Annotated in this window: 10 protein-coding genes; 6 read left to right on the top strand and 4 right to left on the bottom strand. The window is 54.1% G+C overall.

Features of this window, described 5'->3' with window-relative positions:
* Positions 1-33 precede the first annotated feature (33 nt).
* Positions 34-984 (bottom strand): 6-phosphogluconolactonase, encoded by a 951-nt coding sequence (locus SH287x_RS02915; protein ID WP_479516946.1) that lies wholly within the window; start codon positions 982-984, stop codon positions 34-36.
* A gap of 318 nt (positions 985-1,302) precedes the next feature.
* Here SH287x_RS02915 and SH287x_RS02920 point away from each other — a divergent pair, with 318 nt between their 5' ends.
* Together SH287x_RS02920 and SH287x_RS02925 are read left to right on the top strand one after the other, a co-directional pair.
* Positions 1,303-2,826, top strand: a complete 1,524-nt coding sequence (locus SH287x_RS02920) for a serine/threonine-protein kinase (protein ID WP_479516947.1) — start codon at positions 1,303-1,305, stop codon at positions 2,824-2,826.
* 118 nt (positions 2,827-2,944) lie between these two features.
* Positions 2,945-3,958, top strand: coding sequence for a hypothetical protein (locus SH287x_RS02925; protein WP_479516948.1), 1,014 nt, complete (start codon positions 2,945-2,947; stop codon positions 3,956-3,958).
* Positions 3,959-5,021: 1,063 nt separating this feature from the next.
* Here SH287x_RS02925 and SH287x_RS02930 read toward each other — a convergent pair.
* The 3 genes from SH287x_RS02930 to SH287x_RS02940 all read right to left on the bottom strand — a co-directional run bounded on the left by SH287x_RS02930 (position 5,022) and on the right by SH287x_RS02940 (position 8,031).
* Positions 5,022-6,242, bottom strand: coding sequence for an FAD-dependent oxidoreductase (locus tag SH287x_RS02930; RefSeq protein ID WP_479516949.1), 1,221 nt, complete (start codon positions 6,240-6,242; stop codon positions 5,022-5,024).
* Between the two features lie 235 nt (positions 6,243-6,477).
* On the bottom strand, positions 6,478-6,963 hold the full coding sequence (locus SH287x_RS02935; RefSeq protein ID WP_479516950.1) for a 6-pyruvoyl trahydropterin synthase family protein: 486 nt from the start codon (positions 6,961-6,963) through the stop codon (positions 6,478-6,480).
* 42 nt (positions 6,964-7,005) lie between these two features.
* A complete protein-coding gene (locus SH287x_RS02940) occupies positions 7,006-8,031 on the bottom strand; it encodes a triphosphoribosyl-dephospho-CoA synthase (RefSeq protein WP_479516951.1) in 1,026 nt (341 codons plus the stop codon).
* Between the two features lie 273 nt (positions 8,032-8,304).
* Between SH287x_RS02940 and sucC the strand changes: the two genes are divergently transcribed.
* The 4 genes from sucC to SH287x_RS02960 all read left to right on the top strand — a co-directional run bounded on the left by sucC (position 8,305) and on the right by SH287x_RS02960 (position 13,392).
* Positions 8,305-9,489 (top strand): ADP-forming succinate--CoA ligase subunit beta, encoded by a 1,185-nt coding sequence (gene sucC / locus SH287x_RS02945; protein ID WP_479516952.1) that lies wholly within the window; start codon positions 8,305-8,307, stop codon positions 9,487-9,489.
* A gap of 98 nt (positions 9,490-9,587) precedes the next feature.
* Complete coding sequence (sucD, locus tag SH287x_RS02950) at positions 9,588-10,496, top strand: succinate--CoA ligase subunit alpha (protein WP_479516953.1); 909 nt, start codon at positions 9,588-9,590, stop codon at positions 10,494-10,496.
* Positions 10,497-10,609: 113 nt separating this feature from the next.
* Positions 10,610-11,614 (top strand): ROK family protein, encoded by a 1,005-nt coding sequence (locus SH287x_RS02955; protein ID WP_479516954.1) that lies wholly within the window; start codon positions 10,610-10,612, stop codon positions 11,612-11,614.
* Positions 11,615-11,790: 176 nt separating this feature from the next.
* A complete protein-coding gene (locus SH287x_RS02960; protein ID WP_479516955.1) occupies positions 11,791-13,392 on the top strand; it encodes a Ppx/GppA phosphatase family protein in 1,602 nt (533 codons plus the stop codon).
* Positions 13,393-13,454 lie beyond the last annotated feature (62 nt).

Below are 13,454 nucleotides of genomic sequence, written 5' to 3' on the forward strand. Positions count from 1 at the left end.
CACTGGTGGGTTTGTGATAGAGATCAGATGAGTTTATTGGCAATCGGCAGTCAGAGGGCCGGCCAGTTCCTGCAAGTAGAAAAACTTCCCAGGCTGAGTGGTCATATAGGTCGAAGGAATCCAGGGTGTCGGTTCATGCCGAAAGGTCATCCAGAGAGAAAGCCCTTGCCACTGCATGCCTCGCGAAAATGCTCCGTCGGCTCCGCCAATAATATGGTCTGCCCCAAGAAACAACGCCGGGCCGATCGTGTTGGCATAAGCCGGCACCAGCGTTGTCCGGCTTTTGAAACTGGTCAGCGCATTCTGCTCGATTGTCAACGGATGGAGCTTGGCTCCCAGCCGATGAGACTGGGTTTTCCACTCTTGATCACTGTTGAATTCCGCCGCGAAGTGAGGCTCCCAGAAGGCAATGTGACAGACCCGCCCCACACCAAAAACCACCACATGCATCGCCCCTTTGGCTTTCAGGTCTGAGAACTTTTCCTGATAGGTGGGAAGATTCTTTTTTGTCGCAAAGTTCCGCTGCTTCTTGGGAACGGTCAGCTTGCCGAGCGGCCCGTAAAACGCCTGTTCCATGGCGAACTGGAATGCTCCCGGATGAGTGGCGGGAAGGGTGTTGCCCTGGGCATCGCTCCATTCATCCATGTTAAATCCATGGACGTGATCGCACGAAATTTGCCATTCCTTGAGAAAGTAGACCGCCCAGCGATACATCCCCATCGGCCCAACAGGAAGGATCATCGCAATTTGCCGGCCAGCGGCTTTGGCGTTTCTGATCGTCAGTGCAATCTCGTGTCCCATATAGGTGTCGAAATCACTTAACGAAGTGCACTCGACCGGTCGAAAAGATTTGTGCCACCACGTTTGACGATCAGCAAGCGTCGTCGGGTCAGGGTCAACACAGCGGTCAATCCGGGCCAGATCCCATCCCGCGGGGAAGAATCCTTCCATCATCGACCCGGCAATCGTTGTCAACAGATCCATGGAGTCTCTTTCATGAGGAGTGATCTCAGGCCAATGCGGCGCCATATCACTCCTTACCAGATTGCTCTTGCTGAAGAAACCGGTAACCTGACCGGAATCGTTCTTTCAGCAGACCCTGCGATGTGACAGCGATGCGCACTGGCTGGTCGCAAACTCCCATCGGGCCGATTCATCGACAAACTCTGAAGGCGGAACAGTAGCACTGGCGGCAAGGTAGGCGAGTATGCGATAACGAAGACACTGTGGCTGACGAAGACACAGTGGCTGATGCCACATTCTCTGCCAGAACTGAGTTCGCTCGATAAAAGATTTCCTGCAATGTCAGACGCTGCCGAAGCTCCCTCTTTCGATCTTTCTCAACGTAAGCTGGGCGATTTTCAGTTGATCCGACGCCTGGGCCGCGGTGGCATGGCCGAGGTTTACCTGGCCGAACAGATTTCTTTGAAACGCTCTGTAGCTGTGAAAGTCTTGCGACCTGAGTTCGTGCAGGATCAGACGTACCTCAAGCGCTTCCAGCAGGAGGCCAAAGCGGCAGCAGGCTTGAATCACGCCAGCATTGTTCAGGTCTATACCATTGGGGAAGCGGATGGTGTTCAGTTCATCGCCCAGGAATACGTGCAGGGCCGCAACCTGAAGGAGTATCTGGTTCGTCGCGGTGCCCTGGAAGCGGGGGCCGCGCTGCAAATCATGCGTCAGATTGCCTCAGCCCTGCAAGTGGCCGGTGCGGCAGGAATCATCCATCGCGATATCAAGCCCGAGAACATTCTGCTGACCCGTAAGGGGGAAGCCAAAGTCGCCGACTTCGGTCTGGCCCAACTGACACGTCCCGGCGAGAAAGTCGAACTCACCCAGGTTGGTGTCACCATGGGCACGCCCCTTTACATGAGTCCCGAGCAGGTGAATGGCAAGCCGCTCGATGTTCGTAGCGATCTCTATTCGTTTGGAGTTCTGTGCTTTCACATGCTTTGTGGGCGTCCGCCGTTTCAGGGAGAGACGGCCTTGTCGATCGCAGTTCAGCATTTGAATGTGTCGCCGCCGCTGATCAGTGAGTTTCGGCCTGATCTTCCGAAGCCACTCATTCAGTTGATCGAACGGATGATGGCAAAAAAGAAGGAAGATCGTCCGGCCGATGCAGGTGCCATTCTGGCTGAGTTGAAGCAAATCAGCCGTCAATTTGCCAGTCGCGACGAGGTGCCAGACAATAAGCCGCTGAATCTTCCCACGAAGACCCCATCCATGCACCGCAGCCAACGCCAAAAGCTGCTGCGACATGCGTTGCTCACCTGCGGAGCCATGCTGATCGTCGGGTCAGCTTCTGCCGGTGTGGGATGGCTGATGCGGACGCCCAATCCCTTTTTAGAACCTGTCCCGCAAACAGCCCGGCTTCCCAAGCAGGAGACCGCACAAGCTCAGTATTACTATGCTCTGACCCGTGGCTATGACGAAGCCGCCTGGCGAAGTGTGATCGACTATTTCCCGGATGCTCAATTAGAAACGCGCCGGGCGCGGGAACAGTTGGCGATCATCTATTTGAAGTCGGATCGTTTGCCGCAAGCCGAGCAAATCTGTCATCAATTCCTGCGTGAAGGCGAACAGGATCCCGCCTTGCGTGCTCATGGTTTGGCGGGCCTGGCTGTCATTGAAAGCCTCAAAGGGAACGTCTCGCAGTCACAGTCCTATGTTCAACAGTATCAGGCGCTGCGCAAGGAAATCTCGGTAGAACTGGGGCGATTGCTGCAAGAAGCGATTGGCCGCAACTTGCGGAGTGGTCTTAATCCCTCAAAGGATGGACCGGCTGCTCCCACGACTCGGATGCCGACCGGCGATTTTCGTGTTGGTTAATCGAGCGCTCTGTGTGCCATGCTTGCAGCAGCTTTGGGCAAGCATGTTTTTGCGATCGTCGACGCGCTATTTCAAGTTGCGATTCGTATGAGTAGTGCTCAGTAAACAGCAGGTCGAAATGCGCCGGATCATTTATTGCAATTTTGGCTTTGAGCATGAGTTAGTCGATGCAAAATTCCGGCCCTCGCGTTCGTTATTGGGGTTATTCAGTGGTTTGTCGTCTCATTGGTTGAGGGTGGCTCAGGCTGGTGATGTGATCTGGTTACCGGAAGGAACACCGCCACCACTCGCCGTTCCCCCGGGCGTCTTGATCGCTCTGGGAATCCAGGACGTTCTGGCTGAATTTTCACGAGTGAAAGATGAGTTTCGTTTTGAACCCTGGGGCTGGTCGCAGCCCGCTTACGACGCATTGGCACAGATCCAAATTCAACGTGAGGGAATCCACACCGACATTCCGCCACTTGATGTGGTCAAACGATTGAACTCTCGTCAATTTTCGTGGCAACAGGAACGGGAATACGGCGAAGTGCTAACCTTGGATGGCCCGACTGATGACGGGATCTCCCAATGCCTGAGCAGCCTCTCTGAAGTCAAAGACTGGCTGAAGTCTCATGTTGAGAGCGAAGCGGCCTGGGTGATAAAAGCGGAATTCGGTATGTCAGGACGCCAACGGATTCTGGGACAAAAAGCGCCTCAGGCTAATCAGCTTCAATGGTGTGAGCGAATTTTGAATGCGGGCGAAGTGCTCATTGGCGAGCGTTGGCTAGATCGTGTGGCTGAAGTGGGAGTGCAGTGGCAGATTGGTTGGAATCAAGCCCCTCAATGTGTGGGTGTGACGGAATTGATTTGTACGCCGCAAGGACAATACACGCACAGCCGGCCGTTGAGGTCAGCATTTGAAATCGAACGCTGGCGCCCGACAATTGAATTTCAGCGGCCAGTCATCCAGAAAATGTCCGACCTTGGCTATATCGGGCCAGTGGGAATCGATGCGATGCAGTTCCGGAGTCGACAAACAGGGAGTCGCGAGACTGCCGTCCGTCCTCTACAGGATATTAACGCCCGCTGGACAATGGGCCGCCTGGCATGGGACGGGATAAACTGCCAAGCATCTCTCCAGGCGTGTCTGTAATCTCATTCTGGCGGCGCAAGACTCGAGCGTAAATGAACAACCGCCCCCATACGCCTTCCAAACCCCGTGAGGGCATTTCCCCCTCGCCCATTCCGCTGGGAGAGGGCCGGGGTGAGGGTGAGTCGAACTTTCAACATCCCTCAATCCGTCCTCATAATCACTACCATCGACTATCTATCGAAAAGTAGATTTTATGTATCTAAGTAATGCACCAACTCCCAACGTTCAAGTAGCCAGAGACCGTTATTAAACAGTAGGGTGGGTTAAGGCATTGCGCAACCCACCAGCTCCCTACAACCTTACAAACTAACACCGCCCCACAAACCCCGCAAGGCGCAAGGAAAGAGCGGCCACAACGGGGCCGCGGATCTTTAGCCGACGTCCCGGCCGATAGGCCCAAACCCCGCAAGGGGACGAAAGTGGCCCCCGACTATTCTGGCGAGTAATCGGGGGCCGTGAAAATTCCAGCATCGATCAGGGCCAATCCACGAAACATCCTTCCACGAAGTCACCCTCGCTGAAAAACATTCCGTCGGCCTGTCTGATTCAGAGTGTTGGGCTGAATCAGACGTGATTGTCTTGGCATTCCCCCGTCACAAGAAGTGGCGAATGAATAAGTGCCAATAAAAAACATTCAGTTTTGATCAGAAGTGTTTTGCGTGAGCAACTCACCTTTGATGAACTGTTTGTCAGTCTCGAATTCGAGGGAAGCGTCCACAATCGGCGCTTCCGCCAATGGGAATGACTCCCCATTGGCAAAGGGTGGCCCTGACCGAGCCGATGGAGAGCCTTCTGTCCGGAATCACAGGCGAAAAAGACCTCAACCTGCGAGGTGCACCCAAAACGAAGCCTCTCTACCCTAAGGCCCTTTGTTGCGCGAAACAGTATTAAGGCTGGTGCCCTGGCGGCGTAAGCCCCAAACGTGGATCAACAACCGACCCTCATACGCCGCCCCAAACCCCGCAAGGGGCTGGCAGAGTAAGACCCATTCGTGAACAAACAACTGACCCTCATACGCCGCCCCAAACCCCGCAAGGGGGCCACGAAGCCCGCGAGGGCACCGTCAGGGGGCTTCTTTGGTCTGGATGTGTTCGGGGCGTACTCCAAGGCCGATGAGTCTGGCCATGCGGCGGCGGACGATGGGCCCCAGCAGTGAGACCATCGACCGGAAGGCGTACATGCCGATCCCCCGGCTTTGGAAGCCTTGTTCCGGATTGAACAAATGCTGATGGGCAAACGATTGCAGACGCTGGATGACTTTCACCGGCCATTCCCGGCGATGCTGGACAGTATTCAAATCGTCCAGCGAGACCGGGCCGGCATGGAGCTTTTCGGCCAGCAGGTTGGCCGTAGCCACAGCGTCTTGAATGGCGAAATTGACACCAACTCCGCCCGCGGGCGACATCGCATGCGCCGCGTCTCCAATACACAGCAAGCCGGGAATCGCCCATTGCGGCAGGCGATTGATCTGTACCGTAAGCAACTTCACCTGGTTCCAGTCCTGCAGGCTTTCAGTGGCGTCTTTCAGGAAGGGGGCGAGATCGGTCACTCGTTCACGGAATGTTTGCAGCCCCTGGCTTTGAATCTTTTCAAAGCCACCTTTGGCGATAACGTTGCCGCATTGGAAGTATTCTCCGCGATCAATGGTGACCATCATCTGACCGTGCCCGACACGCCCCAGCACATGCCCCTGCGGATCTTCCATGGTTTTGGGAAGTCGGAACCAGAGGACATCAATCGGCACGCCGATTTCGTTCACTTTGAGGCCCGTCTGATCTCGCAGTATTGATGCCCGGCCATCGGCCAGAACCACCAGATCAGCCTGAATTTCAATCCGTTCTTCGCCCTGATAGGCAACCACGCCCGTGATTTGTTCGCCATCACGGATCAGTTCTTTCCCTTCAGTGCTCATCATCAGATGAAACGTGGGGTAGCGTTTTGCGAAGTCGGCAATGAAATTCAGGAAGTCCCATTGAGGGGCAATGGCCAGAAATTTGCACGTTGTCGGGAGGGTTGAAAAGTCAGGCCCATGCACCAGCACGCCATTCAGAATGACTTCCAGTTGCGAGTATTCCTGATGCGGAATTTTCAGGAAGGCGTCTAACTGCCCGAGTTCATGGAGCAGTTCCAGCGTCGAAGGATGGATCGTGTCTCCTCGGAAGTCCCGGAAGAAGTCAGCGTGCTTTTCCAGCACAATGACTTCCACACCCGCTCTGGCCAGCAGGCACCCCAGCATCAGGCCCGCCGGCCCGCCACCCACGACACAGCATCGAGTCTGAAGCATGAATCGCCCTTAAAACGAATGGTCTCTTATCGGATTTTCAGAGAGTCGGCAACGGTCGTGATCAATCGCGATAAAGACACAAGACAGATGGTCGCTCATTAAAAGGACGTTCTTGAGGAAAACGGTTACAAAAAATACCTATTCAATACCGAGTCAATCAGTTTAACGATTGTAGTTTCTTTATGAGGTCGATTTGTGGCACAACAGATGCAAATAGCGTTTTCTTAGTCTGGACTTAAATCTCCAGTTTGCAGATGCCCCATTGGCCAAAGTTTTCTTCAACTTCCGCCTGAACGAATTTGACTTGCTGGCCCGGCCAGGCGCGGATGATTTCGCTCAGATTGCGGGCGAAGTGATCTGCAAGAAGTTCTGCCGTCGTATTGGCAATCGGCAGGAGCGCACAGTCTTCTAACGGAAAAACCCACCGGCGATCTTCAAACGTGGCTTCGACCTCCTTGCCGTCAACTTTCACCTTGATTGTCGGGTGGTTCAGCGGGAGCAGCACTTGATGGTCGAGTTCATTAACAAGCTTTTGAGCCGCATCCCGGAGTGCGATAAAATCGAAGACGTAGCTATTTTCATCAAGTGGCCCTGCGACTTCTACCGCCACCCGCCAGTTGTGTCCGTGGAGTCGCTCACAAATATTGCCATTAAAGGTAATGAAGTGAGCGGCACTGAAAACGAGATGGTCTTTAGTAACACGAACGCGGAATTCAGGCATGGTGTGTGTTTCTTGGTGGTTGATAGTTGATGGTTAGTAAGGCTAACTCAGTAGGCCGATGAACCAGGTGGTTGCTATTAAGTCAGCCGTTGTTCCGGGGTTTCGTTGGTGGCCGTCAGTTCTGAGCCAGGCGTCGAATTCGTGAAGAAGGTTCCAACTGACTAAAGTGTGAGGCCATTGGGCATTCAAAATACTCTGTGCGAATCCTTGCGCCTGCTGACTCACGAGCAGGCCGTTTTTTCGTGTGATGAGAGAATCGCCGTGCCTGGCCAGCATTTCCATTTGTAGGCCGATTGTGGCCAGTTCCCACCAGAATGATGCCACTTCGCCGGGAAGTCTGTGTTCTGTTTCCTCGTGAGACTTTGCCTGATGAGACTTTGCCTGATGAGACTTTGCTGTATCGATCCATTTTTTCAGGCAAGGGAGCCATACATCAAAGAGTGAGGCAAAGCCTTCCACGTAACAGGCTGCAATTTGATCGCGGTCTTGAGCAAGTTTCATGGTCTGCAAGAGCGTGACGGTCGGGCATGACGATAAATCCTGCTCGCTCGATTGCCCCATGCCCCCAGGTTTTGAAGCAACGATCCCGCGATACATAGCCGCCGCATCGTCCACGGTCGTGCATTCGATCAGTCGATTGGTCGCATTCTTCCACCTCTCCAAAGAAATCCCGGGCTGCCACGACAACACCAGTGGCCCGAACAGCAAAATAATTCCCAGGTTGACATTGGATGACGCATCGCCTTGTGTTTGTCGTACCGCGTTCTCGATCCAGTGGCCGAGTCTGGCGTCAGGTCGCGCCCATTGACTCAATGAAAGGCCATTTTCAGTGATTTGACTGGTTCGCGGCTTAACTGTGGCTTCACAAAATTGACTGAGTAAGGTTCCGGCCTGTGTGAAATCTTTGTGAGTCAAGTCGACGAAGTGAGCATAAGGGTGAACATTTCCCGGCTTCCGGCTCGTGGCCTCGATCCAGCAGGCAAGTTCGACGCCCTTGGAAAATCGCTCTTCAACCGGCTGATTTGGAAAACGACCGAGACTTTGCGTGATTTTGTGGAATTCAGTCATGGATTCTGACGGAAAGGTGAAGGTTCCAGGCACCAAAGAGACCTGTCAGGCAAAACGCTGACGAACATGACGATTATGACACGAAGACAAAATTACGTCTCATCTCAAAGAAAATTGCTAATTCGGGGGAGTCTGTTGGAAGCGTTCGTGTGCGCAGGATATCATCTCACGCGCTGCAAGGACTGAATAGTCCAACCCATTCACATCACCTGGTCGTCGGCCTGTTGCCGGTTTTTTCCGGAGCGGGTTCCCTCCGAACAAACGGAAGAACGAATGAAGATTCACGAGTTTCAGGCAAAAGAACTTCTCGCTCAAGCTGGCGTGGCAGTTCCCAAAGGAATTATTGCCAAGAGTCCCGAAGAGGCCAGCGCTGCCTTCGGTCAGCTCGGCACCCCGGTGGTTGTGGTGAAGTCACAGATCCATGCCGGCGGCCGAGGCAAAGGCCGTTTCAAAGAAGAGTCCGCTCAGCCGGGTGTGGTGCTGGTGAAGTCCGCCGATGATGCGGCTGCCAACGCCAAACGCATGCTGGGGAACACTCTCGTCACCATTCAGACGGGTGAAGAAGGCAAGAAAGTTCAGACGCTGCTGGTTGAGCAGGGTCTGAAAATCGCTCGCGAACTTTATGCCGCTTGTGTCGTTGATCGCGAAGTCGCCGGCCCCGTTTTGATCGTCTCCTCGGAAGGGGGGATGGATATTGAAGAGGTGGCCGCTCATCATCCCGAAAAAATTCTGACCGAAGCCTTTGATCCTGTTTATGGACTGGAATCCTACCAGGCGCGCAAGTTGGCGTTCGCACTGGGACTCGAAGGGCCTGCTCTCAAGAACGCGGAAAAGTTCTTCCGTCAGTTGTCGAAGTTCTTTCTCGACAATGATTGCAGCATGGCGGAAATCAATCCGCTGGTTGTGACCGAAGAAGGGGATCTGCTGGCTCTCGATGCCAAGGTCACTTTCGATGACAATGCTCTGTTCCGTCATCAGAACGTGCTGGCCTACCGCGATCTGGCCGAAGAAGAACCTTCGGAAATCGAAGCCCAGAAATGGGGTCTGAGCTACGTGAAGCTCGATGGGAACCTTGGCTGTCTCGTCAATGGTGCTGGTCTGGCCATGTCGACCATGGACTTGATCAAGCTGCATGGCGGTGAGCCTGCCAACTTCCTCGACGTGGGTGGTGGTGCCAATGTTGATCAGGTAACAGAAGCCTTCCGTATTATTCTGGCTGACAAGAGCGTCAAGGGCGTGCTGGTCAACATTTTCGGCGGCATCATGAAGTGCGACACTATCGTGACGGCACTGCTGACAGCCTACGACAAGATTGGAATTCAGGTTCCGCTGGTGGTGCGACTTGAAGGCACCAATGTGGAACTCGCCCGTAAGATGCTGGCGGAAAGTGGCAAAAAAATCACCACGGGTCTGGATCTGACCGACGCTGCCAAGAAAGCTGTCGCGTCAATTCAATAAGTTAATGTTGAATGTCTCTGCGGACTCTCAGAACTGCGGACTTCAGACTCCCTCCTTCGCTTTTATCACGCATTATTGCCATAGAAAGAATTCCGGAAATGTCGATTCTTGTTGATAAGAACACCAAGATTATTTGCCAGGGGATCACTGGTAAGGCGGGTCTGTTTCATAGCCAGCAATGCCGGGCTTATGCCAAAGAGCATCGCCCCGGTGAAGAGGTATTCGTGGGTGGTGTGACTCCCGGCAAAGGGGGCACCACAGTTGATGACTTCCCCGTCTTCAACACAGTCGCAGAAGCCCGTGCTAAGACAGGGGCGAACTGCTCGCTGATTTTCGTGCCACCTCCGTTTGCCGCGGACTCCATTCTAGAAGCCGCTGATGCCGGGATCGAACTGATCGTCTGCATCACCGAAGGGATTCCAGTTCTGGATATGGCCCGCGTGAAGAAGGCTCTGGCTCATTATCCCAAGAGCCGCCTGATCGGCCCGAACTGTCCCGGCGTGATTACTCCAGGCATTGCCAAGATCGGCATCATGCCTGGCTATATCCACAAGGCTGGCACCGTGGGACTGATCAGCAAGAGCGGAACGCTGACCTACGAAGCGACCTGGCAGTTAGGAAATCTGGGGTTGGGACAATCGACAGCCGTTGGCATCGGTGGGGATCCCATCATCGGGACGCCTTACATCGACCTGCTGGAACTCTTCCAGAACGATCCCGGCACCGAAGCTATCATGATGATTGGTGAAATCGGTGGTAACGCCGAAATCAAGGCCGCCGAGTACATCAAGGCCCATGTGACCAAGCCGGTCGCGGCCTTTATTGCTGGCCAGACGGCTCCCGAAGGGAAGCGAATGGGCCATGCCGGCGCGATCATTTCCGGTGGCGCAGGGACAGCCGAAGAGAAGATGGCTGCTTTGGAAGCGGCTGGCGTGGTGGTGGCCCGCAGCCCCGGTGAAATGGGAGTCGCACTCCAGAAAGCGATTGCGAATCGGAAGAATTCGTAATCTTTTCAGTCAACGCAAAGAAGGGCGAGAGCGTCAGTTTGTTCTCGTCCTTTTTTGCGAACGCTGATGTCATACAGAACACCTTGTCGAAACTGCTTCTCAGGAACCCACGCATGATCGCCGCTTCGCAGAATGACGGATACTGGCTGGGTTTCGATCTGGGTGGCACCAAGATGCACGCAGGTCTGTATGATCGAAAACTTCAGGCGGTGGGGCATCGGCGGAAGAAGACTCGCGGGCACGAAGGAGCAGAAGCCGGCGTTGAAAGGATCTGCAACAGCATCGAAAAGCTGCTGACAGAACTGGATGTTCCTGTGACTCAGTTACGTGGAATTGGCGTCGGTTGTCCAGGGCCACTCGATCTGGACAAAGGTGTCATCATTGAAGCTCCCAACCTCGGTTGGAAAAATGTGGCTCTTAAGGAACAACTGGAAAAGCGATTTGGCTGTCCTGCGACAATTCTCAATGATGTCGATGCCGGTGTGTTTGCTGAAGCCCGTCTGGGAGCGGCCATTGGCGCTCGAACAACCTTGGGAGTCTTTCCGGGAACTGGTATTGGGGCAGGGCTGGTCTATGAGGGCCGCATTTTTCGGGGCAGAAAATCTTCCTGTCTGGAATTAGGCCATATTCCTGTTGTTCCCAATGGAGCCATGTGCGGTTGTGGTCGTCAGGGATGCCTTGAAACGGTTGCCAGTCGGCTTTCCATGTCAGCAGAGATCGCCAAGGCGGCCTACCGTGGACAAGCCCCGCAGTTGATGCGTGTTGCGGGGACGGATTTGGCGAATATCCGCAGTGGGACACTGGCCGAAGCGATCAAAGCGGGTGACGCCATCGTGGAAAAGATTGTCAAAGATGGCGCCCATTATCTGGGGGTAGCCATCGCCGGAACGGTGAATCTCCTGCTGCCGGATATCATTGTCCTGGGGGGCGGACTGGTCGAGGCGTTGCCAAAGCTGTTTGTTGAACAGGTTGAGGCGGCCCTGGCAAAACATGTGATGCCAGCTTATGTCGGTGTCAGTGAAGTGAAAATCGCCAAGCTGGGCGATGACGCTGGTGCGTTAGGAGCAGCCGCGTGGATTCGTCAGCTTGTGGAGGAGAAAGCTGATATTCCGACATAATTCTGGCCGGAAATGGATTCACCATTCTTGGCGTTTTCCGCAAGGATCGCTACTGGAAGTGTTTTTGAGTTTGAATTAACAGGAAGATGTCCCCCGGAATTTCTGAAGGCATCTTTCTTGTCGCCAGGTTTTGCCGTCGTCAGTTTTTACAAGAGAACCCGGTTGGAGCAAGGACGATGTCGACAGGGCTACGAGGTCTGGATATTGCCGACGCGGGAGCAGGTCACCGCCCCGTTGCCCAGGTTCGACCTGTCGCGGTCATTGATATCGGGGCCACGTCAATTCGCATGGCCATTGCAGAGCTGCATGAGAGCGGCCGCGTACACCTGCTGAGTACCCTGGCGCAGGCTGTCAGTTTGGGCCGGGACGTCTTTTCCAAAGGCGTAATCGATAAGGGGACAATTGAAGAATGCGTACGTGTTCTCAGGAGCTATAAGCGAGTTCTGGCAGAATATGAATTGACACGCCCTGATCAGATCCGCGTCGTGGCCACGAGTGCCGTTCGCGAGTCGATAAACAAACTCGCGTTTCAAGACCGCATCTACACAGCGACCGGCTTCCAGATCGAAGTCATCGACGAAGCTGAAGTCAGCCGGATTACCTACCTCGGTACTCAGCCCCTTTTGAAAAGTGACCCTCAGTTCTCGGAATGGGGAACGATGGTCGTTGAAGTGGGAGGAGGCAGTACCGAAGTGCTGGTTCTGCAGAAGTGCGATGTGCAATTTTCGCAGACTTATCGTTTGGGATCACTCCGCCTGCGCGAGACCATCGAAGCCTACCAGACTTCACGCACGACAGTGCGCCATATTATGGAAACCCAGATGCGGCGTGTGATTGAACAGGTCGTTCAGCACATTAATAAAGCCGAAATCAAGCATCTGGTGGCTCTGGGTGGTGATATGCGTTTTGCCGCTCACCAGCTGGCTGGCGAAGTCAGCAATGATGGTATGGTGCGTCTCAAAGTGCATGAACTGGAGCAACTGACAAACGCGATTCTTGATCTGAATGAAGACAAGATTGTCCATCGGTATCACATTTCGTTCCCTGACGCTGCGACGCTGGGGCCGGCTCTGCTGGCTTATGTGCAGATGGCCAAGGCTTTTCATCTCGACGAAATTCATGTGGCGAATATCAATCTTCGGGACGGCATGCTGACCGAAATGGCGGCCCGGGGAGCGCTGAACGAAGACTTCCGTAATCAGGTTGTTCGTTCTGCCGTTGAACTGGGCCGCAAGTTCGATTTTGCCGAAGCCCACGCTCGCCACGTCGCCAAGCTCTGTAAAATTCTGTTCCAGGGGTTACGGGAAGAACATCATCTGGAACCGCGATTTGAGCTTCTGCTGACAATAGCGGCTCTCCTGCATGAGATTGGTCTCTATGTTGGCCCCAGTGGCTATCACAAGCATTCGATGTACCTCATCCTCAATAGTGAGCTGTTTGGGTTGAGTCGGACAGATGTGATGCTGATCGGACTGACGGCCCGTTACCATCGAAAGACGTCTCCCAAGCCGGCCCATATCGGGTTTACCCAGTTGGATCGTGACCAGCGAATTGCCGTCGTCAAGATGGCCGCGTTATTGCGGTTGGCAGATGCTCTGGATGCTTCGCACAGCCAGCGCCTGCACGAGCTTTGGTTTGCCAGGGAAGGTTCCCGTCTGGTCATCAGTCTTCCTCAGGTCGAAGATCTGGCTTTGGAGCAACTGGCACTCAAGCAGACGGGTTCTCTGTTTGAAGAGACATACGGAATGTCGGTACTTTTGCGCAAGCTGAGACATTAGCCGGCAAGTCAGACAGCAGGTCATCCAGAATGACAGTCGCGAGTTGATGTAGGTGAATTGTT

This window comes from Planctopirus sp. SH287, from assembly GCF_056500625.1.